This window comes from Hymenobacter antarcticus (genome assembly GCF_039539545.1).
Classification (GTDB): domain Bacteria; phylum Bacteroidota; class Bacteroidia; order Cytophagales; family Hymenobacteraceae; genus Hymenobacter; species Hymenobacter antarcticus.
In genome coordinates, this window is record NZ_BAABDI010000003.1 from 53,108 (window position 1) to 77,871 (window position 24,764).

At 62.1% G+C, this 24,764-nt stretch carries 23 protein-coding genes; 12 read left to right on the forward strand and 11 right to left on the reverse strand.

Going from position 1 to position 24,764, the window contains the following annotated elements; translation table 11 throughout:
* Positions 1-46: 46 nt before the first annotated feature.
* From ABD819_RS03580 to ABD819_RS03595, 4 genes are all read right to left on the reverse strand, one after another.
* On the reverse strand, positions 47-1,168 hold the full coding sequence (locus ABD819_RS03580; protein WP_345121067.1) for an imelysin family protein: 1,122 nt from the start codon (positions 1,166-1,168) through the stop codon (positions 47-49).
* Positions 1,169-1,256: 88 nt separating this feature from the next.
* Positions 1,257-2,414: a DUF4856 domain-containing protein gene (locus tag ABD819_RS03585; protein WP_345121069.1), complete on the reverse strand. Its 1,158-nt coding sequence runs from the start codon at positions 2,412-2,414 to the stop codon at positions 1,257-1,259.
* A 169-nt stretch (positions 2,415-2,583) separates the two neighbouring features.
* A complete protein-coding gene (locus tag ABD819_RS03590; protein WP_345121071.1) occupies positions 2,584-2,733 on the reverse strand; it encodes a hypothetical protein in 150 nt (49 codons plus the stop codon).
* A gap of 21 nt (positions 2,734-2,754) precedes the next feature.
* Entirely contained in the window at positions 2,755-3,081 is a 327-nt protein-coding gene (locus ABD819_RS03595) for an LLM class oxidoreductase (protein WP_345121073.1), read from the reverse strand.
* 55 nt (positions 3,082-3,136) lie between these two features.
* Here ABD819_RS03595 and ABD819_RS03600 point away from each other — a divergent pair, with 55 nt between their 5' ends.
* Complete coding sequence (locus ABD819_RS03600; RefSeq protein ID WP_345121075.1) at positions 3,137-3,850, forward strand: dienelactone hydrolase family protein; 714 nt, start codon at positions 3,137-3,139, stop codon at positions 3,848-3,850.
* Positions 3,851-3,995: 145 nt separating this feature from the next.
* Here ABD819_RS03600 and ABD819_RS03605 read toward each other — a convergent pair whose 3' ends face one another.
* Both ABD819_RS03605 and ABD819_RS03610 read right to left on the reverse strand, forming a co-directional pair.
* Positions 3,996-5,030 (reverse strand): bile acid:sodium symporter family protein, encoded by a 1,035-nt coding sequence (locus ABD819_RS03605; protein WP_345121077.1) that lies wholly within the window; start codon positions 5,028-5,030, stop codon positions 3,996-3,998.
* Positions 5,031-5,155: 125 nt separating this feature from the next.
* A complete protein-coding gene (locus ABD819_RS03610; protein ID WP_345121079.1) occupies positions 5,156-5,665 on the reverse strand; it encodes a hypothetical protein in 510 nt (169 codons plus the stop codon).
* Between the two features lie 179 nt (positions 5,666-5,844).
* Here ABD819_RS03610 and ABD819_RS03615 point away from each other — a divergent pair, with 179 nt between their 5' ends.
* Positions 5,845-6,888, forward strand: a complete 1,044-nt coding sequence (locus ABD819_RS03615) for an SDR family NAD(P)-dependent oxidoreductase (RefSeq protein WP_345121082.1) — start codon at positions 5,845-5,847, stop codon at positions 6,886-6,888.
* A gap of 93 nt (positions 6,889-6,981) precedes the next feature.
* Here the strand turns inward: ABD819_RS03615 and ABD819_RS03620 are convergent, their stop codons facing one another.
* Both ABD819_RS03620 and ABD819_RS03625 read right to left on the reverse strand, forming a co-directional pair.
* A complete protein-coding gene (locus tag ABD819_RS03620) occupies positions 6,982-8,211 on the reverse strand; it encodes a radical SAM protein (protein WP_345121084.1) in 1,230 nt (409 codons plus the stop codon).
* Positions 8,212-8,216: 5 nt separating this feature from the next.
* Positions 8,217-9,908, reverse strand: coding sequence for a hypothetical protein (locus tag ABD819_RS03625; RefSeq protein WP_345121086.1), 1,692 nt, complete (start codon positions 9,906-9,908; stop codon positions 8,217-8,219).
* A 276-nt stretch (positions 9,909-10,184) separates the two neighbouring features.
* Between ABD819_RS03625 and ABD819_RS03630 the strand changes: the two genes are divergently transcribed.
* The 6 genes from ABD819_RS03630 (at position 10,185) to ABD819_RS03655 (ending at position 13,911) form a co-directional block, all read left to right on the forward strand.
* A complete protein-coding gene (locus ABD819_RS03630; RefSeq protein ID WP_345121088.1) occupies positions 10,185-10,844 on the forward strand; it encodes a prolipoprotein diacylglyceryl transferase family protein in 660 nt (219 codons plus the stop codon).
* Positions 10,845-10,867: 23 nt separating this feature from the next.
* Positions 10,868-11,125: a hypothetical protein gene (locus ABD819_RS03635; RefSeq protein ID WP_345121090.1), complete on the forward strand. Its 258-nt coding sequence runs from the start codon at positions 10,868-10,870 to the stop codon at positions 11,123-11,125.
* A complete protein-coding gene (locus ABD819_RS03640; protein WP_345121092.1) occupies positions 11,106-11,531 on the forward strand; it encodes a putative toxin-antitoxin system toxin component, PIN family in 426 nt (141 codons plus the stop codon). Before ABD819_RS03635 ends, ABD819_RS03640 begins: the two co-directional genes overlap by 20 nt.
* A 7-nt stretch (positions 11,532-11,538) precedes the next feature.
* Entirely contained in the window at positions 11,539-12,222 is a 684-nt protein-coding gene (locus ABD819_RS03645; protein ID WP_345121094.1) for a hypothetical protein, read from the forward strand.
* A gap of 392 nt (positions 12,223-12,614) precedes the next feature.
* Positions 12,615-13,076 (forward strand): hypothetical protein, encoded by a 462-nt coding sequence (locus tag ABD819_RS03650; protein ID WP_345121096.1) that lies wholly within the window; start codon positions 12,615-12,617, stop codon positions 13,074-13,076.
* Positions 13,048-13,911 carry a tetratricopeptide repeat protein gene (locus ABD819_RS03655; protein WP_345121098.1) on the forward strand — a complete coding sequence of 288 codons (864 nt, stop codon included), beginning with the start codon at positions 13,048-13,050 and terminating at the stop codon, positions 13,909-13,911. Before ABD819_RS03650 ends, ABD819_RS03655 begins: the two co-directional genes overlap by 29 nt.
* A gap of 118 nt (positions 13,912-14,029) precedes the next feature.
* Here ABD819_RS03655 and mutM read toward each other — a convergent pair whose 3' ends face one another.
* From mutM to ABD819_RS03670, 3 genes are all read right to left on the reverse strand, one after another.
* Positions 14,030-14,869 (reverse strand): DNA-formamidopyrimidine glycosylase, encoded by an 840-nt coding sequence (mutM, locus tag ABD819_RS03660; protein WP_345121100.1) that lies wholly within the window; start codon positions 14,867-14,869, stop codon positions 14,030-14,032.
* Positions 14,870-15,071: 202 nt separating this feature from the next.
* Positions 15,072-15,986, reverse strand: a complete 915-nt coding sequence (locus ABD819_RS03665; protein ID WP_345121102.1) for a PhzF family phenazine biosynthesis protein — start codon at positions 15,984-15,986, stop codon at positions 15,072-15,074.
* Between the two features lie 145 nt (positions 15,987-16,131).
* Entirely contained in the window at positions 16,132-17,097 is a 966-nt protein-coding gene (locus ABD819_RS03670) for a M48 family metalloprotease (RefSeq protein WP_345121104.1), read from the reverse strand.
* 386 nt (positions 17,098-17,483) lie between these two features.
* On the opposite strand from ABD819_RS03670, the gene ABD819_RS03675 reads away from it, so the two are divergent.
* The 4 genes from ABD819_RS03675 to ABD819_RS03690 all read left to right on the forward strand — a co-directional run bounded on the left by ABD819_RS03675 (position 17,484) and on the right by ABD819_RS03690 (position 24,676).
* On the forward strand, positions 17,484-17,903 hold the full coding sequence (locus ABD819_RS03675; RefSeq protein WP_345121106.1) for a hypothetical protein: 420 nt from the start codon (positions 17,484-17,486) through the stop codon (positions 17,901-17,903).
* Positions 17,904-18,079: 176 nt separating this feature from the next.
* A complete protein-coding gene (locus ABD819_RS03680; protein ID WP_345121108.1) occupies positions 18,080-18,595 on the forward strand; it encodes an MOSC domain-containing protein in 516 nt (171 codons plus the stop codon).
* Between the two features lie 89 nt (positions 18,596-18,684).
* On the forward strand, positions 18,685-19,914 hold the full coding sequence (locus ABD819_RS03685; protein WP_345121110.1) for a DUF4394 domain-containing protein: 1,230 nt from the start codon (positions 18,685-18,687) through the stop codon (positions 19,912-19,914).
* A 250-nt stretch (positions 19,915-20,164) separates the two neighbouring features.
* Positions 20,165-24,676, forward strand: a complete 4,512-nt coding sequence (locus tag ABD819_RS03690) for a DUF4394 domain-containing protein (RefSeq protein ID WP_345121112.1) — start codon at positions 20,165-20,167, stop codon at positions 24,674-24,676.
* Positions 24,677-24,764: the final 88 nt, after the last annotated feature.

Genomic DNA, 24,764 nt, shown 5'->3' on the forward strand with positions numbered 1-24,764 from the left:
GTGCGACCAGAAATTTTTAACTCTTAATTCTCAATTTTTAATTGATTTAATCCCCGTCGTTATCCACGTAAGTCACGGTCACGCTCATGGCCGAGGTCATGTCCACTTTCAGCAGGCGCACGGCTTTCTGCATTTCGGCAAAGGCCTGCGTGGCGGCGGCGTTCCGCGTTTGGATAGTGGCGTGCAAATCCGGCCCCAGCCCGGCCAGCTGCTGGGCGGCGGTGCCAAATTGCGCGTTGATAATCTGGGCCAGCGACTGGCCGGTGCGGCTGTCCTTGGCTCCCAGCGCGTTGAGGTAGCTTGTGAGCGAAGGCTGACCAACGCGACCGTTGAAGGCGTTTTGCACCGCCGCGTGCGCCGCCACGGCCAGTTGCAGCGGCAGGTCCTGCCGGTAGTAATAGGCCTCAATCTTCTCCGGCGCGGCGATACCAGTCATGGCTCCGGCCGGAATTCCGATTTTGCCGGAGCGCAGAAAATGCTCGTAGTGGCGCGAAAACGCATTCACCGCCAGCGAGAGCGAGCTGCCAGCGTTGGTGCCCGTGCTACCGATAAACGTGGCGCGGTACGGGCCGTTCCACTGGCCCTGCACAGTGGTGAAGAGCTGGTCCATCTTGCCCACCACATCGGTGAGGTAGCGGCGCTGGTTGGCCGAGGCCACGAAGCTCTGCACGATGGCCGCGTCATCGGCCCCGATGCCATTCAGCAAGTAGTCCAGGGCCGGGAAGCCCTGCTGAGGAATGGTTGCCGACAGCTCGAAATTGTAGGTGCCCGCCGCGATGTTCCGGCGAATGCCGGCCGCGTCGGTGGGATAAATATTGAAGTGGTTGACGAGCGAAACGTCGGCCGCCGGGCCAAATTCGAACATTTCCACTTTCTGCCACTCCAGGTAGGCCTCGCGCCAGGCCTGGCGGGCGCTTTGCAGGCCCGCCACGGTGGGTGCGGCGGCGAAGGAGCCAGTCTGGGTTTTCATCAGGGTCAGCTTGCCGCCGAAAGCCTGGTAGCCCGGCTTAACCAGGTTGTCGGCCCATTCCGTGAGCAGGGCGGTACGGTTCAGGTCGGTGGTGCCGCCGGTAGCCGTGTCCGGTCCTTCCACCTCTTTTTTACAGCTGGAAACGACTCCTCCGGCGAGGACCATCGACAACGAAAACAGCAAAATGGACTTTTTCATACTACGAGTTGAGATGTGACAGCAACCCAACTAACGTAGCGCCGCAAGGTTGCGGCGCTACGTTAGTTGGGGCAAATCAAACGGTTGCTTAGAGCGAAAACTTAGTGTTGATGGCCGCGATGGCCACATCAGCCTGGGAATTGGTGAGGCTCCAGGCTCCGTTGGTGCCCGAGGTCAGGCCATTCAGCACGGAGTCGGCCCAGGCGGTGTCGGCCCCGGCCTTGGTGCAGAAGCGCAGCGAGTAGATGAAGCCGATGCCTTCGCCCAGCGCGTGGGCCTTCACGGCGGGGTCGGCGGCCGCTTTCCAGTTCACCAGGTACGATACCGCCGATTTGGCGATGGTCCGCTCCAGCTCGGTGCGGATGATGTCGGCCTGGGCCTTGAGCGTGGCTTCGTCGTTGTTGACGATGGCGGCGCGACCTTTCAAAAAAGCCAGGTACACGCCGGGCGAGGCCGGGCCATTCTTCTCGTTCAGGTAGCCGGCCAGAAACCGCTCGCGGGGCGTGAGGGCGATGTCGGTGGTCATGATGGCGTTGGTCGTGAGGTAGCCGTAGGCCATATCCCAGTTGTGCTCGCGCTCCGAGTAGAGCTTACCTGCCACCACCTTGCCGTTTTCGGCAGTCAGGGAGCTGTTGGTTAGCAGCACGTTGCCAATCTGGTCGAGCAGCAGCGCGCCGAGCAGGGCTTTCTGAATAACCTGGTTGGGCTCGAAGCCCCGGGCATCAACCAGGTAGCGACCCACGCGGCCGGCGTTGCCGGGCGTGGCCGTCTGGTTCACCGACTGGCTGGCCGTGGCCAGGGTGGCCAGCTGGCCGTCGATGTAGTTGCGAACGGTAGTGGCGTTGGCATCAGAGAAAGAGGCCGCCGTTTTGTCGCGCAGCTGCACGCCCGAGGTATTCAGGGCCGGGGCGGTAAAGGGGGCGTTGGCGCTGGTGTAGAGGTTGCGCAGCCGGGCCAGGTCGAGCGTGGCGGGCGTGGCCGGGGCGGCCACGGCCACCGTGGCCATGTAGTTATTCAGCTCAGTAAACATATCGAGCCGGGTAGCCGCCACGCCCAGGTCTACGGTAATCACCCCGTTGGCATCCTTAAAGGAAGTGGTGTAGGGCGAGGTCGCGGTGAGGGTGGCGTAGTCGATTTTGGGACGCAGGGCCGGCGTGGCTGGCGTAACTTCAACTTCTTTGCTACAGGAAACGAGGCCCAGGGCGGCAAAAAACAATCCGAAGGAAGCGCGGCTAACAATATTCATATGAAGGGAGAAAGCAGAAAACTGAGGAAGAAACACCTAACCAGCGAAGGCATTCCTTGTTTAGAATCGTTCTAAACTGATGCAAAGGTAAAGTCTATTTAGAATCGTTCCAAATAAAAATTCCCAAATTTTTCACCCTCTCCACCGCGCCGCCAACCATCTGTGATTCCTAAGCAGTTACCAACTTCTGCGCGACCATTTTGCCTGCTGGCTCCAGTTCAGACACCTCCGCCAGCAGCTCGTAGGAGCGCAGCCGGTCCTGAAAATCGGCGGTAATGGTGACGGCCGTGATTTCGTCCACGTCGTAATCGGCGGCCATTTTGGTGAGCTGAGCGTGTACCTAGCCAGGTGTGCCGCTTACCACGCGGTTGCGGTTGAAGGCCAGATGGGCCTGGTTTTCGGCCGTGAATTGGTAGGCCGCTACCTCCCCGGTGGTGGGGAAGGTGCCGCGCTCGCTCTTGCCGAAGCGCAGCAGCATGAGGTCCGTGGCGGCGCGCAGCGCCTGGGCTTTTTCCTCGGTATCGGCACAAACCAGGAATACGGCCACGTTGGCCAGCGGCGCGGCCAGCTCCTTGCTGGGCCGGAACCGCTCGCGGTACTGGCGCACGGCCGCCGGGCCTTCCAGTTCGCTTGGACTGATGCGCCCCGCACCGGCAGCCCGCGCCAATGAACAATTGCCCGCTCAGTTGTTAGGCCCCGAACTATCCCCCCCTTTTCCTTCGATGAGCGACCAGAATTTTGTTACCCTCGCCGTAGCCGACGGCACCGAAATGCGTGCCTACACGGCTTTTCCCAGCAGCACCGGCCCGGTGCCGGGCATCATATTATTGCAGGAAGCCTTTGGCGTTAATCACCACATCCGCAGCGTGGCCGACCGGCTGGCGGCGGCCGGCTACGCCGTTATCGCCCCCGAGCTGTTCCACCGCACGGCCGCGCCGGGCCTGGAAATTGCCTATTCAGACTTCGCTACCGGCGCCATGCCGCACTACAGTGCCATCAACGGCACGGACCTGACCGCCGACCTTCAGGCTTCGTTTGACTGGCTGCAAACGCAGCCGCTGGTGAAGGCCGATAAAATCGGCAGCATCGGCTTCTGCCTGGGCGGGCAGGTATCGTTTCTGGCCAATGCCGTGCTGCCGCTGGCGGCCGGCGTGTCCTACTACGGCGGCGGCACTCACACCATCGCCGACCGCGCCAAGGACCTGCACGCCACGCACCTGTTTTTCTGGGGCGGGCTCGATGCCCACATCGGCAAAGAGCAGATTGTCGAGGTAATCGACGCCGTAGAAGCGGCCCAAAAGCCCTACATCAACACCGTTATTTCCTACGCCGACCACGGCTTCCATTGCGACGAGCGGCCCAGCTACAACGCCGAGGCTGCCGCTGAGGCCTGGGCGATGACGCTGGCGTTTTTTGGGGAGAAGCTGGGCGGATAAGTTCGATTGATATGAATTAGAAGAACGTCATGCTGAGCTTGCCGAAGCATCTCTACCGCAGTAGTAAATAATTACTCTCGCGGTAGAGATGCTTCGGCAAGCTCAGCATGACGTTCTTGCTTTTAGCTCGTTCAAATATGCGCGTTCAAACCGTTGTTACTGCCGGCTCGGCAGTTTGCCGGCCCAGATACTGCGCCATGCTGCTGGCCAGCACAATCTGCAGGGCATGATAAAGCATGAGCGGCAGCAGAATAAGGCCGGTGGCAGCGCTGGCAGGAAAGAGCAAACTCGCCATCACGCTACCGTGCACCAACGACTTTTTGGAACCGCAGAACACGGCCACAATCTGGTCGGCGCGGGGGAAGCTCAGCGCCCGGCCCAGGGCCCAGATAATGCCGAATACCAACAGGTACAACGCCACCATGCCCGCGCCGAGCTTGAAAATATCGGCGGGTCGGTAGCTGGTGAAAACGCCATCGGCAAAAGAATCGCAGAAGGCCGTGAATACGATGAGCAGGATGGTAACCTGGTCGAATATGCGCAGGCCGGCCTTGTGCCGCTCGGCGAAGGCGTGGAAGCGGGAGTTGAGCAGTATCCCCGCTCCTACCGGCAGCACCACCTGCCACAGCAGCTGCACCGCCAGGCCCCACAGCTGCCCGCCGCCCGCGCTGGTGTGCAGCACCAGGCTGGTGAGCAGCGGGGTGATAATAATGCCCAGTAAGCTGGAAATACTGGCGTTAAAGATGGCCGCCGGCAGGTTGCCACCCGCAATACTCACCATCACCACCGACGTAGAAACCGTGCTGGGCAGCGCGCACAAAAAGAAGATGCTCTGCCAAAGCATCTCTCCGCCCTCAGCCCCAAAAAACGGGTGCGCCAGTAGCGCCAGCGCCGGAAACAGCCCGAACGTGGCCAGCTGCACCAGCGTGTGCAGCCGCCAGTTGCGCATGCCGGCCCGCAGCTTGGCGAAGCTCAGCTTCAGGCCATAAAAGAAGAATACCAGCGCCACGCCTACCGTCGTGATGGTTTTCCAGGGTACGGGGCTGGCCTTGCTGCCCAGGCCGGGCTGCAAGTAGGCCAGCACGACCACGCCAATCAGCGCCAGCAGGAACCAGTCGAGCCCGGCGCGGGACAACAGGGCGGCAAAACGGCTGGGGGCGGCGGGAATGGGTGTAGTCATAGAGCACATGGTACGGCAGTAGCGCGAAGCGGTGCTTCGCGTCCCCGAACTGTTACCCAACAATGGGCGACCGGCGCGGGGACGCGAAGCACCGCTTCGCGCTACTGGCTATTGACTATCAATTATTACTGGTCGCCGCCCGCGCCGCCGCCCAGGCCGGGGGCAGGGTTGCCCTGCACACCCTGCACGTTGGGCACGCCCATTTTCTCCTCGCGCTTGCGCTGATACTTATTGAATTGCGCCGGGGTCAGCACGTCCTTGATGGCGGATAGCCGCGAGCTGCCGGCGCTTTCCACAATGCCGGCCAGCTTGCGCGGGTCGCCCTTGTAGCGCAGCCGGCCCGATTCGACCTGCTCCACGGCCCGGCGGTTGATGACGCGCACCTTCTCCGTTTGCTGGGGCGAGAGGCCCAGATTCTGCTGCATATTGGTGGTGAGGGCATTGGCCTTGGTATCGATAGTCGCATCGGATGGCGCGGCCACGGGGGCCTCGGGCCGTTGCGTGGTTTTGGTTTTGACGACGGGCTGGCCCACGGGCTTCGTCTTGGTTTTGACAGTGGCCGTAGCGGGGGCCTGCGCCAACACAGCCGGCACGACGCCCACCAGCAGCAGAGAAGAAAGCAACAACAATTTCATAGGAACGGGAAATTCAGAAAAAAAGCAGGCGGCAAACGCGTCGTAAATATCGGCCGAAAACCGGACCAGCAAGCTTGTTAACGCGGCCCAAACCACGTTTCGTGCCAGTAACAGCCCGAAAAACGGGCCGTTGTTCCCCGCTGTGCAACCTTTAGCCGGCTTTTGCCTTATTACAAGGCATGAAACAAGCCAAACGCTCGAAAACCAACTGGCTGCTGGCCGCCGGCCTCGGCGCGGCCGCCCTGGCCGCTACCCTGTGGGGCAACCGCCGGGGCTCCTACGACCTGAGCCGCCGCGTGGTGCTCATCACCGGCGGCTCGCGCGGGCTGGGCCTGGTGCTGGCCCGCCAAGCCGTGGCCGAGGGGGCCCGCGTGGCCATCTGCGCCCGCGACGAAGCCGAGCTGGCCCGCGCCCGTCAGGATTTGCTGATGGCCGGCGCGGCCGAGGCCGACGTGCTCACCCTCTCCCGCGACCTCACTAATGAGGTGGAAGTACGCACCATGGTGGCCGAAGTGGAATCCCGCCTCGGGCCGATTGATGTGCTCGTCAACAATGCCGGTATCATTACGGCCGGCCCGCTCGACAACATGGACGTGCGCGATTTTGAGGATTCCATGGCCATGCACTTCTGGGCGCCGCTGCACGCCATGCAGGCCGTGCTGCCCAGCATGCGCCAGCGCAGCGCGGGCCGCATCGTGAATATTTCTTCGCTGGGCGGCAAGGTGGCCCTGCCCCACATGGCCCCTTACAGCGCCAGCAAATTCGCCCTGGTGGGCCTGTCCGAAGGCTTCCGGGCCGAGCTGCGGCAGCACGGCATTTCGGTGACCACCGTGTGCCCCGGCCTGCTGCGCACCGGCAGCGTGGGCCATGCCGAGGTAAAGGGTCAGCACCAAAAGGAATTTGCCTGGTTCAGCATCGCCGATTCGCTACCCGGCTTCACCCTAAGCGCCGAGCAGGCCGCCCGCCAAATCTGGAACGCCTGCCGCCGCGGCGATGGCGAGGTCATCCTCTCGCTGCCCGCCAAGTTCCTGGCTGCTTTCCACGGCCTGCTGCCCGGCACCACCACCGACATCCTGAGCTGGATGAACCGCGCCCTGCCCGCCACCGGCGAAAGCCCCGCCGCCAACGTGCGCCGCAAAGGCTACGACAGCGAGTCCGAAATCACCCGCTCGCCCCTCACGGCGCTAAACCGCAAAGCCGCCGCGAAAAACAACGAGCTATAAAACCAAGTACCCCGAATTTCTAATTCGGCCCGCCGGAACGATTCTCAATGAGTTGTTCTGGCGGGCCGAATTGGAAATTCGGGGTACTCAGTTTTACATCGTTGCGCCCGCAAACGCGTGGCAGCCCCGGTTTTTCATCGCGGCCAGTGCCTCATCGAGGTTGCCACCCAGGGCACTGCCGCTTTTCTTCTGGCAGAACGGGCAGGCGTGCAGGTCGCCGTCGGTATCGACGTACAGAAACCGGTCGGCGGCCCCGCCGCAACCCATGCGGCGCTGGTGGTAGCCGTAGTAGTGCACCAGGGGCCAGTCGAGGTATTGGGGGCCGAAGTTTAACGCTACGTAAAAGGCCTCGAGCAGCGTCAGCTGGGCCGGGCTGAGGTCGACCGGTTTTCCGGCGTAGTGGCCCACTGCGCGCGGCTCCAGTATCTGAATGAAGGTGACCCCCAGCTGCCGGGCCAGGCGGGCATAGGCCATCAGGTTGGCTTCGGTGGTGAACTCCTGCGTGGCGCAGAGGGACAGATTCACCACCAGGCCGGCTTCGTGGGCATGGGCGGCCGCCCGCACCGCATTCTCATAAGCCTGCGGAGAACCCCGAAAAGCATTGTGTCGGGCCGGCTCGTGGTGGTCGAGGCTGATGGTAACGCCCGTGAAACCGGCTTGCCTGAGCCGGCCGGCATTTTCGCGGGTGAAGTTGAAGCCCGAAGTAATCACCCAAAAATCCGTGCCGGGCCGGGCATCCGCCACCACCGCCACCAGGTCGTTGACGCGCAGCATGGGCTCGCCGCCGCTGAAAAAAATCTGGGTGACGTGCCGGGCCTGAAAGGCAGCTACCATTGCGCGAATGTCGTCCCGCGTCAGGCTTTCCTTCTGGTTCAGCGCATCCCACTCAAAGCAGTGCTCGCAGGCCAGCGGGCACTTTTTGGTAATGGCCAGAAACACCAGGTTCAGGGTTTCGGCATCGCCCCGGAAGGGCACCAGCCGATTGACGGTGGTGGCCACGTAGGCATCGTAGGCCGCGCCGGGCCAGCCGGGGGTCTGGTATTCGCGGTAGTAGCGGCCCGCCACCCGGGCGATTTTGCGCACCCGCAGCTCGCCGTAATACACGCGTTTCAACTCGTTTACGCGCTCAATGGCCAGCCGCACGCGGGCCGGCGTGCGCATAAAGCGCCACAGCAGGCGGGCCTCCACCAAGTGAAACAAACCCGTCAGGAGGCCGCGACGCAGCCGCGACGTGAGCACGGTGGGCGGTAGCGTGGGCAGCGCGACCGGCGGCCCGGCCGGCGCATCCACATAGGTAATATCGGCGATTAGGTTGGTTTCCATGGGCATTAGCGGTGGGCGATAACGGGCAGCATGGGCTGGGCGGCCAGCCGGTATTTTTCTTTCGAGAATTCAATGAAGCGGCCAGGCTGCTTAAAGGCGTAGAGCTCCGGCAGGTTGGGCAGGCCCTTAAAGTCGCGGATGTGCTCGTAGTAGCCCTTGGTGCGGAGGAATGCCGTGCGGCGGGTGCCCGCCTCGGGGGCCGGCAGCCGGGTTTCGTAGGCCAGGGTCACGGCCATGCCGGGGCGCGGCTGCGCCAGGTGCCGGGCATCGTCGGCAGCCAGCGCGGCGCGGGCATCGGTGCCGCGCTCGGTAGTGGCGCTGGCCAGGTGGCAGTTATCGAGCTGCACGAGGGCGTTGGGGCTGCAATCGAGGGCGGCGTAGTCTACTTCCCAGAACATGAAGCCGCACTCCAGCTTCACGCGCACCTGGCCCGTAGTTGCAGCCGGAAAATTGAGCGGCACCACCAGGTCGCGCGAGGCCAGCGGGCCGATGGTGGGAATGGTTTCGGCCAGCTGCCAGCCGTGGCCCGCCTCCACGTACACCTTCAGCGGAATGCCCTGGTCGAGGCCCCACTGGCGGTTGATGGCGGCGGGCTGGGTCTTTTGCTGCGCGGCCCAGGTGTTGTAGTACGACCCGAATTTCTCGATAAACGCCCCGTAGAGGTAATCCAGCCACAGCGAGTTCTGGGCGTGCAGCACCAGCTTGCCGTGCCGTGCCGCTACAGGCTTGGCGAAGCTGAGCACCACCTCGTTGGGGGCGCTGCCGGGCGTGTCTTCGTTGAAGAGCACGGCGCGGTGGTCGGTGGCTTGCAGCTGGGCCGTGTAGTCGTGGCCGGCCTGCGAGCGGGCCTGCGTGGGCGGCAGCGGCCGGGCCAGCGTCTGCACCTCCCCGCGCTGGTCCAGCAGCACCTGCACGGCGGCCGGATGCTGCACCACCCACAGCTCGGCCAGGTTGGTGTACTGCCGCTCCTTCAGCTCATTGCTGATTTTGACGTGGTACCGGCCATTTTCGGGCCGAATGGCGGGCAGCGGCATAAAGTCGTTGCGCTCGGCCGGCGCGAAAATGGCCCCGCCATAGGCCTCACCCACAAACTGGTAGTGCTGCCCATCGGAGGCGTACACAAACGGGCAGGAGCTTTTGGTGAGCACCGCAATGATGCCAATGAGCACAAACGCCCCCATCGCGATGCCCAGGCCCCCAAAAACGTAGGAGGCCGTGGTTTTACCCGTGTTTTTTTCAACCAAATCAATTTGCCGGATGGCCGCGAACGGAATGCTCACCCGGTCCTCGGTACCGGGCTGAACATCGCTGACATAAACATGCACGATGTTTAACACCAACGATTTATCCTTCAGCCTGTAGCGCAGTGAAGACCCTTTGCCCGGAGCCTCGGCATACGGTTTGGCCGCCGTGGTCAGCACTTCCTGGGTGCCTTCCAGCACCTCGCCGCTCAGCTTCGGGTTGCGCAGCATCCACGTTGCCGGGCCCTGGTGAATGACGAACAGCTTCGAATCGGCCAGCATATTCACGTTTTCCCGGCTCACGGGTTTCTCGCTGGTGCGGTAGTAGTTGCAGCCCGTAGCCAGCGGCCCAAATACCAGCAGCAGCCCCCAGGCCACGGTGGCGGCCACGGGGCGGTAGCGGAATAGCTCCAGCAGGGCAGGCAGCTTTCCTAAGAAAACAGGTCGTGTAGTCATGGTACAGAAAATCGGGGCGTTAAGTAAAGTTGGAATGGTGAGGTCAAGGTAGGAATATCCGGTTCACAATCAAGCATCAAATTCACCAGCATCAGACCTTAGCAAGCCGTACCAATACGCTGCAAAACCCTGTTAAAAAGAAGTATGCGCTCCATAAATAGGATATTACAAAAATCGCCACTAGGAAGCACCACTCTCCTGACGGCAGTGGATTCTACCAGACATTTCCCTCCTGCCTACGACGAAATTCGCGACAGACTTCATCATCTTGCGACCATGCTTTTTCCCGTCGGGCGAGCCCTGGGCCCCGCCCGCCTGCCCGTACACCTGCTGTGCGAGGTGCTGGCCTACAGCTACCGCCTCTACGCGCACCGGCCACGCCGAGCGGCTGGCGCACCCGCCCGGCGGCTGGCTCCACTACATCACCAACAAAACCATCGTGGGCGGCTTTCTGGGCGGCCTCGTTGGGGTCGGGCTCACCAAAAAGCGCTTGAACGTGACGGCCAGCAGCGGCGATTTGATGGTATCTCCCCTCCTGCCGGGCCTTCGCAGCGGCTGGCTCGGCTGCTTTTTCAGCGCGCTGGAGAATGGCACCTACGGCACGGCCCCTGTTCTGCTCTGGGCATCAACGTCGGCGATGGCATCCAGCGCCACCCCACCAGGCTCTACGAAATCCTCTTTCTGGCGGCGCTGGCGCTGCTACTGTGGCTGCTGGAACGGCGCGGGCGTTTGGCCGATGGCCGGCGGTTTCAGTTATTTCTGAGCGGCTATTTGCTGTTTCGGCTGCTGGTGAAGGCTTATCAAGCCCACGGCGGCACTGCCGGGGCTGGGGCTCACGGCGTTCAGTGGGCGTGTGTAGCGGGGCTGGGGTATTATGGGTGGCGGTGGCTTCGAGAAGGCACCAGCCGGGCCAGTAGCACGTTAGACGTATATTAGACCATCCAAACACCTTCCTCGCCATGCAGCCACTTCCCGAAACCTCGCCCCGATTCAGCAACATGCAGCTGGAATTGCTGCGACTGTATTCCCGCAATTTATCCGATGAGGAGTTGGGGGAAATCAAGCAGCTGCTGGCTGATTATTTTGCCGAGCGTGCCATTGCAGGGGCCAATGCCTGGTGGGATGCCAATAATTTCAGCGATGCCGACGTGGAACGAATGCTAACGACCAAAATGCGAGCAAATAAGCCGGGAGAAAATGTTGCGTTGCGTCATTGATACAAACGTGCTGCTCGTCTGCGTATCGGATAAATCGCCTTTGCACTGGATTTACAGCAGCTTCCGGGCCGGCAAGTTCGAGTTGTGCGTGACAACCGATATTTTAGCGGAATACGCCGAAATTTTGGAGCGGCACATGGGGCCGGTGACAAGCCAAGACACCTTGGATTCGCTCCTTTCCCGGCGCAACCTGATTGCAATAGAACCATCCTTTCGCTTCAACCTGCTACGCGACCCCGACGACAATAAGTTTGTGGATTGCGCTATTGCCGCTAATGCCGGGTGTATCGTTAGCCACGACCGCGACTTTCTGCCGCTTAAGGATATTGAATTCCCCAAAATGACGGTGGTGGATACATATGCTTTTCGTGTTTTACTATTTCCGTCGGCACTAATAATTCCTTAGAAATTTCATGAAAACGCCTGTTAATATCGGTCAGCGACGTTTTTCAACAAAGAAGGAGACCTTGATTCACTACAAGGGTATTCTCAACTCATATAAATTTGGGCAATCCTTGAATGATGACGACTTTGTGGATTTACTGGCGCTAGTAAATTACGAGTATCAGCTTACACTCAATCAACTCCCGCAAGCTGAACATACCAGCGAGCGAGCTGAAGAACAAACACAAAAAACCGATAATAAAGACGAATTACTTATAGCAGATATTATTGTTTCCAAAGCCCAGTTTAACACAAAGTGTTTTGAAGTAATATATAACAACAATTCGAGTTGCTATATTTCTTATATCATGTTAATAAACAGGCGAGGCTATACACCAGACTTGTTATTCACAACTGCTTGCAGAAATTGTATTCACAAAGACATGATGAGCGTAAAGCAGGATTATTTTAAAAAGCATTCCATTAAGGGGAAAGTAAAGGGGTGTAATTCAAAACTTCGCGGTGGTCTTTTTGCAGCTACTCCAAAAGCCCCAACAAGCGCCTCAACAAAGGTTGGCATCCCTGAGAAGCGATGGTGCCGCGAAGTTTTGAATTGCACCCAAAGTAAAGTGCCAGGAAACGAATTTTCCTTCCAAATGGGAGGAATTAGCTGTAGACCACCGGCAGCCGAATACTCTTTCCATAATAATTGACAGATTTAAGGAAGTAAATAAGATACAATTGAATGAAATAGAATACCGAACCACTAAAGAGAATATGATTGTTTTCAAAGACCAGGAATTATCACTGAGATTCATTTCGTACCATCGGGATAAAGCTACCCTGCGTGTAGTGAGGAAGGAACGTAATTCATCTCGTTCTTCGATGGGACGCGTCAAACCCAGCTCCAAAGATTTAACGATTGTTCAGAGTCAACTAACTCTATTCTAGGCAACAGCAAACTTCCCTTTCCAACTCATATGAACTAGTATCATTGTTCTCGTTTCAAACTGACTTCGCCAACGTGTTTTTGAAAGCTGCGCCACAGCAAAGCCAACTCGGCAACAACAGCGGCTGCATGAAACACCTGCTTCCAATCTGGCTAATGCTGCTTGCTGCCAGCCTGAATGCCCAAGCCCAATACCTCCCGCTACACGGCGGCGAATACCTGGACACCACCACGACCCGCAACCCCGCCTGCGCGAAGGTCATGACGCTGCCCTACTTCGCCGTGGATGCAAAGTATCCCCGTAGCTCGGCTACGCTGGTGCGGGAGGCGACTGCCTTTTTACAGCGCGGCAACCGCAAGTTCAGCGGCAGCGGCTACCTCACGTTTCGGTTTGTGGTGGATTGCGCAGGGTTTCGGCAGCCGATGACGCAGGTGCTGCAGACCGATGCGAACTACGCGGCCTCGCACTTCCGCCCGGAGCTGGTGAGCGAGCTATACGCTTTTCTGAAAACGATGAAGGACTGGCGCGTGGCTACCTATAGTGGCCACGCCGTGAGCTACTTCACTTATTTGACATTCAAAATAACCGATGGGAAAGTGGTGGCCGTTATTCCTTAGCCTGCTGGCCCCGGCTTATAGCAGCTATGGCCAACCGGCGGCAGCCGGGAGCTCTGCACTGGCGGGCGACTGCGGCAGCAAGGCCTACCAGGACAGCCTCGTGGCCCGGTACCTGGACCGGGGCGCACACCGCATCAGCCACCTGAGCCCGCAGTGGGGGCAATATTGCGACAGCCTGATTGCGGCCTGCCCCAACATTGCCTATGCCTACCAGCAAAAGGCCATGCCGCTCATCAAATGCGGGGACTATGCGAAGGCTTTTCCGCTGGTGAACAAGGCCGTGGAGCTGGATGCGAACCGCTGGCTGGCCTACCGGGGCTTTCTCAAGTGCATTTTCACGAAGGATTACACCGGGGCCATTGCTGATTTCCAACGCGTGGCGAAGCTGAAGCCCAACGGCCGCGAAATGGACCACACCTACTCATTTTTTGAGGGCGTGAGTGAACTGGAATTGGGTAATTACAAGCGGGCCGAAACAGCCTTTGCCCACGATATGGCCCTGCAGCGTGGCACCGACGGCACAGGCGAAATTCACTTCAACACCCTGTTCTACGCCGGCATGGTGGCCGCTGCCTCAAAGCAACATGCCCAAGCCGAATTATACCTGCAACAGTGCCTGAAAGTGTACCCGCAGTATCCGGAGGCCAATTATTACCTGGCACTTACCTACCGGGCGCAGGGCCGGCCCGCCCTGGCCCGGCAGCACCTGGAAGCCGCGCAGCGGGCCCTGACTGGTGGCTACCGGCTGAATGAGGACAACATATTTTACGCCAATTATCCGGGCCAGATAACGGAGCACGAAGTGACGCAGGCGTTGAAACAGAGCGGAAATTAATTACAAATGCTTTAATTGGGGCGGTTTCCAGCGCAGCAGAAACACAGCCGGCGCAACCGCCCAGCGCGCTGCCAATGCGGCCGAATAACCCAGGGATTGTAGCTACGTGGCGGGGCTGTCAGTCCTCTTTTGAAGCGGGCGCGGGCTGGCACTTGGGGCAGGTGTAAGTAGCCCGGCCGCCCACGTATTTTTTCTCAATTTTCACCTTCGGGTGGCGCGGGCAAAAAGTGTGGGCATCGGCGCTGGCGGGCGTGGCCGGGGTATCCCACTCGCGGGCGTGAATGAGAAAGCTGGCCGGAAAATGGCGGTAGTTGGCCTCCTGATTAATGGCCGTGTTCAGCACTAATTGCACGGCGGTGTGCAGGGCCTTGCCTTCCTTTTCGGTGAGCGAAGTACCCAGCCGCTCCGGGTGAATTTTGGCCTGAAACAGCACTTCGTCCACAATCCAGTTGCCGAGGCCGGCGGTGATGCTCTGGTCGAGCAACAGGGGTTTCAGCAGGGTCTTGCGGCGGCTGAGTTTCTGGTGCAGCTCGGCGGCGGTTATATCCAGGGCATCGGGGCCGATTTTCTTGGCTTTTTGGTGGGCGGCGGCGCTGTCGGCGAGGCGGATGCGGCCGAATTTGCGTGGGTCGATGAAGGCCAGGCGCAGGCCCGAGTCCTCCAGGTGCAGGGCCACGCGGGTGAAGCGCGGGGCATCGGCCTCGTCGCGGTAGCTGCCCACGTCGCCGGTCATACCGAAGTGCAGCACCAGCACTTTACCGTTATCCAGCTCCAGAAAGCAGTTTTTGCCCAGGCGGCTGGTGCCCGTGATACTGCGGCCTACCAGGCCGGCGCGGAGCTGGTCTTCGGGCGTGGCCAGGACGTGGGCATCATTCACCTGCACGGCGGCAATGGTTTGCCCCACGGCCAATTCGTCGATGAAGCGGCGGTAGGTTTCGACTTCGGGGAGTTCGGGCACTAGCGGAAGTGTTGAGGGTTAAGGGTTGAATTAGAACGTCATGCCCATCTGGCGTCCGCGCAATCGAAGCACGTCTACCGCTTCGTTGAACGACTCAAACGAAGCGGTAGAGATGCTTCGACTGCGCGGACGCCAGATGGGCATGACGTTCTGTTTCTGGCCTATTAACACTATCCAACCCGTCCCGGTTACGCTCCCTCCCCTACAAATCTGCGCGCAAGCCGCCTTCCAGCACCACCACGCCCGTACCGCCAATCTGCACCGATTCAATGCCCTCGCGGGGGCCGCTGATGCGCACCTGCACCGTGCCGGCGCGGCCCATGTCGTGGCCCTGCTCGGCCAGGAAATCCGGCGTGTCGAGGTAGCCATAATGCCAGAGATAGGCAGCCATGCCGCCCGTGGCCGAGCCCGTGACGGGGTCTTCCGACACATCGGGCGGGGTGCCGAAGTGGCGGGCGAAGGTATGGCCAGCCGGCGTGGCTCCGCCCAGGCAAAACAGGTGCGGGCTGAAAAAGTCGCTTTCGGCGCGGTAGCGGCCCAGCGCGGCGGGGTCGGCGACGTGGGCGCGGCGCAGGGCGGCGTGGTCGCGCAGCAGCAGCATGAGCTGGGGCGTGCCCGTGCTCACCGTCTGGATGGGCGCGCCGGGCAGCAGGTCGGCGGGCGTGAGGCCGAAGAGCGGCAGCACGGCTTCCGGCGTGTGCGTGGCCCCGAACACGGGTGGGCGCTGGGTCATCCAGACCAGTGGCGGCTCGGAGCCGGTGGGCGGCACTACATCAACCCGAATAGGGCCGTGGAGCAGGTTTAGCGTGAGCGTGAGGGCCGCGCCCGACGTGGGCAGCGCCACCCGCCCCGCGTGGAGCAGGGCCGTGACGGTGGCAATGGTGGGGTGCCCGGCCAGCGGAATTTCCTCGGCGGGCGTGAAAAAGCGCACCGTGAATTCGGTGCTGCCCGGTGCGGCCTGGTTCACAAAGGCCGTTTCCGATTGGTTGAACTCGCGGGCCAGCCGCTGCCGCGTGGCGGGGTCCAGGGCATCGGCGTCGAGCACCACGGCGCAGGGATTACCGCGCAGGGGCTCGGTAGTAAAGGCATCGACAAGCAGAAAGGGTAGTTGGGGCATGAGGCGATAAGCTGACTGAAGCCACGAAGGAACGACAAGGCCAGCACATGCGGGGTTGGAATTAAGAATTAAAAATGCCCACCTGACAATTCAAGTGGGCATTTTTAATTCTTCATTCTTCATTTTTAATTCATCCTCTAACGCTTCAGGACGGGTCGTGCAGTTTGGCTACGCGCTGGCCGGCTTTGTCGTACACATCGCCGCGGGCGGTGATGAACAAGCGGCGCTGCTGGCCGTCGGTGAGCACGAAGGGAAAGGCCGAGCTGGTGGTGCGCGTGACCCGGCCCACTTCTTCGGCATTATCCTCCTCGTCTACGCGCACCACTTTCAAGCCATTGGTGAGGTAGTAGCGCTGGTTGGGCTCGTTGCGGAAAGTGAGCTGCCCCACCAGCCGCACGGCACTGCCACTGACTTGGCTAATAGCCACCATTTCGCGGGTATCGGCGGCGGATTGCTCCGTGGGGAACAGGCGCACGGGCGTGCTATCGTAGCTGGGGCGAACGGGCTGCGGGGCACGGCGCGCCGCCACCACGGCCGGAGCCGCCGACGGAGCCACGGCGCGGGCGCTGGCCACAATCTGACCATTAGCCCGCTGCCAGCCCTGGCCGATGGCTACCAGGCGCGGGGCCCGGCCGGGGTGCGAAGCCGAGCCGCCGTCATCGGCCACGGTGGCCATGGCCGCCTGGGCCTGGGCCATGCTGGCCCCCAGCTTGCGCAGCACAAAACCCGAGAATTCATCGGCTTCGAGCTCATCGGCGGGCTGTGAACCGCCGGTGCGCAGGGTGTGGCCGTTGAGGTGATGGCCCATTTCGTGGGCCAGAATGCTGATGCCGGCCCAGTCGGTGTGGCCGGCCCGGTTCACGGAGTTCAGGAAATCAGGGTTGTAGAGCAGGAAGCGCTTGCCGTTGTACACCACGGCAGCCGCGTTGTCGACCTCGCGGGTGGCCCGCAGCTCGAAGCGGGCTTTGAGGCCCACGGCATCGGTGATTTCCCGGATTACGTCGTTGGGAGCGGGGGCGGTCTGGGCCTGAGCCGGGGCCGCCAGCAAAACTGGCAGCGCCAGCAGCAATGGAGCCGCCAGCCGGGTAAGGAAATGAGGGAGGAAAGTCATAATTGAAAGCCGGGAGTGAATGACTACTAACCGAGACGAAGGCAAGCGCAGTGCCAGATATTATCGCTGCTAACGAGCTGAATTCCGAGCCCAAACCCTACAACCAGTTGAACTTAAGCACCTGACATTCTCTACCAACAACGTGCGAGGAATGACTGGCAGTATGCACCAAAGTCCAATTTTTGAGGTTGCTGAAATAACGATTTGCAGGGGCTGGCAGTTCAATTTACAAGAGTCACACCGCCGCCGAAACAGTTGCGTAGCCCCACGCCGCCCGCCGGGGCCGGAGTAGCTTTGTGGCCGTAGCTGCCACCTCGCGTTGCACCCCAGTATTTTCTTCGATGAACCAAGCGCATATCCATCTCATTGTTAATCATTTGCCCATCATGGGAAGTCTGTTTGCGGCGGTGCTGCTGGCGGCGGGCGTACTGCAAAAAAACCTGAGCCTGACCCGCGCCGGGCTGGTAGCAGTGCTGGCGGCAGGCCTGCTGTGCCTGCCCGCGCAGCTCACGGGCGAGGGCGCGGAAGCCATCGTTCAGGATATGCCCCGCGTGAGCCGGGCCCTGATTAACAACCACGCGGAAGCGGCGGAGCTGGGTTTTTGGGTCCTGGAAGTGGCGGCTAGTCTGGCGCTGTTCAGCTTGCTGCTGCTGAAAAATGCTTCGCCCAGAGCGCGGCTGCTGTCGCTACTCACGCTGGGGCTGGCCTTCGTCAGCTTCGGGCTGCTGGCCCGGGCCGGCAACCTCGGGGGCCAGATTCGGCACACCGAAATCCGCGAAGGCTTTGGCACGCCCGACGAATTGTAATAATGAAGCTGGTGAGGAAATCGTCAGAACGTCATGTCGAAAGAATGTCATGCTGAGCGCAGCCGAAGCATCTCTACCGCTTCGCTTGGACCGTTGAACGAAGCGGTAGAGATGCTTCGGCTGCGCTCAGCATGACGCTCTGCCTACTTCATTAGCCACTAACCACTAAAAAAAGGATGCCTTTCCCCTTCTTTGGCGATGATAAATCGACGGTGGCGCGGCTGCTGTCCACCCTGCCCCAAGCTGGTGCGATAGCCTGGATTGGCCAGCGCCCGGTGCGACGCGAGCCCCTGGTTTCGGTGCCGGAAGCGGAGCTGAAAGCCGACTCGCATATGCTCGGCGACCACGCCCGGCCCAAAGCCGGCGGCAAGCGCCAGATTACCCTCATTCAGCACGAGCACCTGGCGGCGGTAGCGGGCTTTCTGGGGCTGGATGCGCCGCTGGACCCCGGCCGCCTGCGTCGCAACCTGGTGGTGAGCGGCCTGAACCTGCTGGCCCTGAAAAACCGCCAAATCAGCATCGGCGAGGAGGTTTTACTCGATATCACGGGCGAGTGCCACCCCTGCTCACGCATGGAGGAAGAGCTGGGCCCCGGCGGCTACAATGCCATGCGCGGCCACGGCGGCCTCACGGCGCACATTGCGCAGGGCGGCCGCATTCGGGTGGGCGACGTGGTGCGGGTGGTGGCCTAAACCCACCGGCGCGGCTACCCGCCGGAGTAACTTTAGTACCGGGCGGCCGTTTGGGGTTTCAGGGTCTTTCTCCCTTTCATCACAGCATCATGGCTTTACTCCTACCCTCTTTATTACCCGCTGGCCGCTGGCTGGCCGGGTCTGTTTTCGGCCTCGCGCTACTGGCCGGTCCGGCTGCCCGGGCCCAAACCGTGTACGCCCTCGGTACCCTCACCGCCGATTTTCTGGGCACGCCGGCGGGCTCGCAGGGCTTGGCTGTGATTGACCCCACTACGGGCGTAGCCGGGGCCACCACGCCGGTAGCAGGCGTGCCCGCCACTCAAAAACTGGTGGGCATGGATTTTCGGCCCGTCAACGGCCAGCTCTACGCCCTGGGCTACGATACCCTGGCGGTGGCCCCCACGGCCAACGCCCAGCTCTATACCCTGAACCCGACCACCGGGGCCACTACGCCCGTGGGCAGTGCCGTGCGCTTGGAGCTGGGCCGCCGCACCGCCCGCATCGGCTTCGACTTCAACCCCGTAGCCGACCTGATTCGGGTGGTGAGCACCAACCGCGCCAACTACCGCCTCAGCCCCGCCACCGGGGCCGTTGCCGGCACCGACGGCCCCCTGACCTACGCCAGCGGCACGCCCGCCACGCCGGGCATCGGCGCGGTGGCCTACACCAACTCGTTCCCGGGGGCCACCAGCACCACGCTCTACGCCTTCGATGAGCTGAACACCTCCGCCCCCGGCAACCCGGCCAATACGGCGCTGCTCTCCATCGTGAGCCCGCCCAACAACGGCACGCTCACGGCACCGGTGCCGGTCATGTTCGGCTCGTTTGTTACGGGCGCACCGGCAGCCATTGATATTGACATTTACGCCAACGGCGCTACCAACCGCAACGAAGCCTTCCTGATGGAGGTGACGGCCATGGGCAGCAGCAATTTCTACCGCTTGAACCTGGCTACCGGCCAGGCTACCCTGGTGGGCAATACGGTGCCGCGCTCCATTCCTTTTGCCCTGCGCGACATTGCCGTGGGCATTGGTCTGCCACTGGCGGCGGCTCCGGCGGCGCTGGCCCAGCTGGCCACGCTGGCACCCAACCCGGCCCGTGGCGCGGCCACGCTGCGGCTGCCCGCTGCCTTGCGTGGCACGCAGGCCACTGCCGTTGCGGTAACGGATAATCTGGGCCGGGTGGTGCTTCGCCGCACGCTGGCCGCCGGCCCGGCAGACGCGGTGGAGCTGCCCCTGACCGGGCTGGCCCCGGGCGTGTATTCGGTGCTGGCGCATACGGCGGCCGGACTCGTGGCCAGGCGCCTGGTGGTGCAGTAGACTAAGCGCCTGGTGGTGCAGTAGACTAAGCTCGCTCTTGCCAGCCTTCAGGGCCTCAATCTTAACGGGTTGAGGCCTTTTTACTGCTTTCCTGAGCAAAGCGCTGGGCACTACAAAATTTGCTTGTTAAAAATTCATTAAAGCCTCATCCGAGTTGCAGTAGCCATACGTAACTGGGTAGCGCCGGCCCATACTGGGCAGGGCCATCAGGTTTTATCTTTTTCTATTCACGAACCCTACTTTCCCGTTCATGCACACACCACTACTTTCGCACCTGGCATCGCGCCGGGGCATTCGTCGTTTGCTGGGCACGGCGGCGAGCCTGGCGCTGCTCCTGGGAGCGGCCGATGCGCAAGCCCAATCCGTCGTATATGGCCTGGGTACCCTGACAGGCAATTTTGGGGGATTCACAACAGGCCAGCAGGCCCTGGCTACCATCAACCCAACTGATGGCTCGGCTCCGCTTATCAACACGGCTATTTCGGGTGTGGCACCGACCCAAACACTAGTCGGTATCGACTCGCGGCCAAACACCGGCGAGCTGTTTGCCCTGGGCTACGATGCCGCCACAGGTGGCACGAATTCTCAGCTTTACGTGCTGAATCCGGCCACCAGCGTGGCTACGGCAGTGGGCAATGCCTTTCGGCTAGAGTTGGGTGGTGCCGCCGAACGCATCGGCTTCGACTTCAACCCGACGGTAGACCGCATTCGGGTGGTGAGTACCAACGATACCAACTACCGGCTCAATCCCACCCCCAACGCCAGCACCAATGCCATCGCAGTTATCCTCGATGGTACTTTGGCCTATGCTGGCGGCACCCCGACCAACCCTGGCATCGGCTCGGTAGCGTACACCAACTCGTTCTTCGGCAGCTCCAATACCACGCTCTACGATTTTGATGAGCTGAACACTACGGCGGCCACCACCCCTGGCAATACGGCGCTGCTGTCCATTCAAAGCCCTCCTAATAACGGTACGCTGATTACGCCCTCGAACGTGATGTTTGGCCCAGCTGTGACCGGCTCGCCACAGGCGATTGACATCGACGTTTACTTCAACCCTACCACGCGCGTCAACCAGGCTTACCTGACGGAAGTAACGGCCGGCGGCAGCAGCAATTTCTACTCGCTGGACCTGGCCACGGGCATGGCCACGTTCCGCGGCAATACCGTGCCGGCGTCACTCCCATTTGTTATCCGTGATATTGCGGCTCCCATCGAGGCCCAGGCTCCACTGCAGGCCATCACCGGGCAACTCGTGTACGGTGTCACGGCGTCCAGCAACCTCATTACGTTCGACTCGAACAACCCCGGCGTGGTACGCAGCCTGGTGGCCATTTCGGGCCTGCCGGCTACGCAAACGCTGGTGGGCACTGATTTCCGGCCCAATACCGGGCAGCTGTTTGGCCTGGGCTACGATGCCGCTCTGGCATCGCCGGGCCTGAACGCGCAGGTCTACACCATCAATGTTAGCACCGGCGCAGCTACGGCCGTGGGCAGCGCCATCCGGCTGGAGCTGGGCTCGGCCACCGACCAGATTGCCTTCGACTTCAACCCCACCGTGGACCGCATTCGGGTGGAGGGCACCAGCGACACTAACTACCGCCTCAACCCGAATACCGGTGGTGTTGCCGCCACCGACCTCGCGCTGAACTACGCCGCCGGCGACCCCGGCGCGGGCCAGAACCCGACCGTGGGCAGCGCGGCCTACACCAACTCCTTCGTGGGCGCCACCGCCACCGGCCTTTACAGCCTGGACCATGCCCTGGGCTTTATTTCCTTCCAGAACCCGCCGAACAACGGCACGCTGACCAACTCGCGGTCGCTGACCGGCGTGAACGGCGTGGGCACGGGCGGCGCCATCGGGGCCATCAACGACTTTGATATTTACTTCAACGGCACGACCAACATTGGCTACCTGGCCGCTGCGACTACTGCCGCCCCCAACAACAGCCGCTTCTACTCGCTGGATGCGTTCAGTCCCACGGTGACTTCGCCGCAGGCCGCAACCGACCTGGGGGCCATCGGCCTCGGTATCAGCGTGCGCGATATCTCGGTGCCGCTCTCGGCCGCTTCGACGGTAGCCGTGGCTCCGGGTGCGGTGACCGGGCAGCTGGTGTACGCCATTGCCGGCGGCAACCTGATTTCGTTTGACTCGAACGCGCCCGGCATCATCCGCTCGGCGGTGAACCTGGGAGCTGTGGCCACGGGCCAGGTGGTGGTAGGCGCGGATTTCCGCCCGGCCACCGGCCAGCTGTATGCGCTGGGCTACAATGCCACCAATGGCGAGTCGCGCCTGTACACGGTGAACCTCACCACCGGGGCCGTGACGGCTGTGGGCGCGGCTCCGATTACGCTGGCGCTGGGCGGCACAACCGACCGCATCGGCTTCGATTTCAACCCCACCGTGGACCGTATCCGGGTAATCAGCACCAACCTCGCCAACTTCCGCCTTAATCCCAACGACGGGGCAATTGCCGCCACTGATGGGGCACTGACGTCCCCCGCCGGGGCGGCCGCCTACACCAACAACCAGAGCAGCGCCAATACCACGCAGCTGTTTGACTACGATGCCACGACCGGCACGCTCTACCTGCAAAGCCCGCCCAACAACGGCACGCTGGTCACCATCGGCAACAGCGGCCTGACCGCCGCCGCGGCCGATGGAGCCGACTTCGACATCTACAACACCCCCGGCACTACCACCAACCTGGCCCTGCTGGCGGTGAACACCGACGCGACGGCCGGCCGCACCTCGTTCGACCAGCTCTACAGCATCAACCTGGCCAACGGCGGGGCTACCAGCCTCGGCACCATCGGGCAGGGCACGAACGTGACGGGCCTGGCCGCCTTCATTCAGGCCGGCACGCTGCTAACCTGGAACGGCTCGGTGAGCACCGACTGGGGCACGGCCGCCAACTGGACGCCCGCCCAGGTTCCGGCTGCCAACAACGACGTAGTTATCCCAAGCGGCACGCCCAACCAGCCCACCGTGAGCAACGCCCAACAGGCCCGCCTCGTGACGCTGACCACTGGTGCCGTGCTAACCCTGGCCAACGGCGGCACGCTGACCACGGGTGGCAGCTTCACCAACAATGGCGGCAGCGTGGCCGGCACCGGCACCGGCACCCTGGTGCTGGGCGGCACTGCATCGGTTATTGGCGGCACCAGCCTTTCGGCCTTCCCCAACCTGACGGTTACGAACGCCGCCAGCACCGCCGCCGCCGTATCGGTGCAGCGGGCCCTGACCCTGAACGGCACCCTCGCCATTGGGGGTACCAACGCCTTCACGCTCCTGAGCAACGCCACCGGTGCGGCTTACGTGGTGAACAACGGCAGCGCCGTACTCACGGGTTCGGCCACGGTGCAGCGCTACATCACGCCCAACCTGAACGGGGGCGTGGGCTACCGCCACTACTCGGCTCCGGTGAGCAACTCTTCGGTGAATGATTTGGCGACGGCGGGCTTCACGCCCATCGTGAACCCGGCCTACAACACCGTGGGCAATACCGTAACGCCGTTCCCGAACGTGTTCGGCTACAACGAAGCCCGCGTGACCACCAGCGGTGGCACCGGCGCGACTGATTTCGACAAGGGCTTCTTCTCGCCCAATGCCCTGGGCGACGCCCTGGAAGTGACGCGCGGCTACACGGTGAACATCAACGCTTCGGCGGTGGTGGACTTCACCGGCACGCTCAACAACGGCGCGACGGCCCTCACGGCCGGCGGCCTCACCCGCGGCAGCCAGACCGAAAGCGGCTACCACCTGCGCGGCAACCCCTTCCCCTCGCCCCTCGACTGGAACGCGATGGTGGCCAACAGCCGCCTGACCAACGTCCAGGATGCGCTCTACGTGTTCAAGAGCAGCGGCCAGTACACCGGTTCATACGCCAGCTATGTGAACGGCGTGGGCACCAATGGCGGCACCAACGTGGTGCCCGTGGCCCAGGGCTTCTTCGTTCGCACTGTGGCTGGCCAGACCGGTAGCCTGAGCTTCACCAACGCCGAGCGCCTGACCACCGACCCCGGTACGCCCTTCCAGCGCGGCACCGCTGATACCCGCGCCATTCTGGCCCTGACCCTGCGCAACGCCACCGCCGCCACCCAGACGGCCGTATACTTTGAGCAAGGCGCCACGGCCGCCTTCGACCGCGCCTTTGATGCCGCCGCCCTACCCAACAGCAACGGCCTGACGCTGGCCACCGAAGCCGGGGCCGAAGCAGTCGCCATCAACGGCCTGCCCCTGCTCACCGGGGCTGATGTGGTGCTGCCCCTGCGCCTGAGCGCAGCCGCTCCCGGCACCTACACGCTGGCCGTGGATAACCTGGCCAACCTACCCGCCAACTACCGCGCCTACCTGCGTGACGGCAGCACCGGCACCTACACCGACTTTGCTACTAGCTCCGCCGTGTCCCTGGCGCTGGCCGCCAACGGAGCCGCCGGCGGCCGCTACGCCGTGGTCTTCTCCACCCAGGCCCGCGTGCTGGCCACCGCCCCGGCCGCTCTGGCCCAACTGGCCACCGTGTACCCCAACCCGGCCCACGGCACGGCTACCCTGCTGCTACCCGTGGCCCTGCGCGGCACCCAGGCTACCTCTGTTTCGGTGGTCGACAATGTGGGCCGCACCGTGCTGAGCCGCACGCTGGCCGCCGGCACCGCCGACGCTCTGGAGCTGCCCCTGGCCGGCTTGGCCCCGGGCGTGTACTCGGTGCAGGCCCGCACCAGCGCCGGGCTCGTTGCCAAGCGCCTCGTGGTCCAATAGACGAGTAGTGGGCTTTAGCCTGCTGCTGAACCAGGAATGGTCCGTTGCCCGCTATTCGTCGGGGAGCGGACCATTTGCTTTTGGGAGT

Coding starts and splice junctions, on each gene's coding strand:
- ABD819_RS03580 (WP_345121067.1), bottom strand. CDS start 1,168: ATGAAAAAGTCCATTTTGCTGTTTTCGTTGTCGATGGTCCTCGCCGGA.
- ABD819_RS03585 (WP_345121069.1), bottom strand. CDS start 2,414: ATGAATATTGTTAGCCGCGCTTCCTTCGGATTGTTTTTTGCCGCCCTG.
- ABD819_RS03590 (WP_345121071.1), bottom strand. CDS start 2,733: ATGGCCGCCGATTACGACGTGGACGAAATCACGGCCGTCACCATTACC.
- ABD819_RS03600 (WP_345121075.1), top strand. CDS start 3,137: ATGAGCGACCAGAATTTTGTTACCCTCGCCGTAGCCGACGGCACCGAA.
- ABD819_RS03605 (WP_345121077.1), bottom strand. CDS start 5,030: ATGACTACACCCATTCCCGCCGCCCCCAGCCGTTTTGCCGCCCTGTTG.
- ABD819_RS03610 (WP_345121079.1), bottom strand. CDS start 5,665: ATGAAATTGTTGTTGCTTTCTTCTCTGCTGCTGGTGGGCGTCGTGCCG.
- ABD819_RS03615 (WP_345121082.1), top strand. CDS start 5,845: ATGAAACAAGCCAAACGCTCGAAAACCAACTGGCTGCTGGCCGCCGGC.
- ABD819_RS03620 (WP_345121084.1), bottom strand. CDS start 8,211: ATGGAAACCAACCTAATCGCCGATATTACCTATGTGGATGCGCCGGCC.
- ABD819_RS03625 (WP_345121086.1), bottom strand. CDS start 9,908: ATGACTACACGACCTGTTTTCTTAGGAAAGCTGCCTGCCCTGCTGGAG.
- ABD819_RS03630 (WP_345121088.1), top strand. CDS start 10,185: ATGCTTTTTCCCGTCGGGCGAGCCCTGGGCCCCGCCCGCCTGCCCGTA.
- ABD819_RS03635 (WP_345121090.1), top strand. CDS start 10,868: ATGCAGCCACTTCCCGAAACCTCGCCCCGATTCAGCAACATGCAGCTG.
- ABD819_RS03640 (WP_345121092.1), top strand. CDS start 11,106: ATGTTGCGTTGCGTCATTGATACAAACGTGCTGCTCGTCTGCGTATCG.
- ABD819_RS03645 (WP_345121094.1), top strand. CDS start 11,539: ATGAAAACGCCTGTTAATATCGGTCAGCGACGTTTTTCAACAAAGAAG.
- ABD819_RS03650 (WP_345121096.1), top strand. CDS start 12,615: ATGCTGCTTGCTGCCAGCCTGAATGCCCAAGCCCAATACCTCCCGCTA.
- ABD819_RS03655 (WP_345121098.1), top strand. CDS start 13,048: ATGGGAAAGTGGTGGCCGTTATTCCTTAGCCTGCTGGCCCCGGCTTAT.
- ABD819_RS03665 (WP_345121102.1), bottom strand. CDS start 15,986: ATGCCCCAACTACCCTTTCTGCTTGTCGATGCCTTTACTACCGAGCCC.
- ABD819_RS03670 (WP_345121104.1), bottom strand. CDS start 17,097: ATGACTTTCCTCCCTCATTTCCTTACCCGGCTGGCGGCTCCATTGCTG.
- ABD819_RS03675 (WP_345121106.1), top strand. CDS start 17,484: ATGGGAAGTCTGTTTGCGGCGGTGCTGCTGGCGGCGGGCGTACTGCAA.
- ABD819_RS03680 (WP_345121108.1), top strand. CDS start 18,080: ATGCCTTTCCCCTTCTTTGGCGATGATAAATCGACGGTGGCGCGGCTG.
- ABD819_RS03685 (WP_345121110.1), top strand. CDS start 18,685: ATGGCTTTACTCCTACCCTCTTTATTACCCGCTGGCCGCTGGCTGGCC.
- ABD819_RS03690 (WP_345121112.1), top strand. CDS start 20,165: ATGCACACACCACTACTTTCGCACCTGGCATCGCGCCGGGGCATTCGT.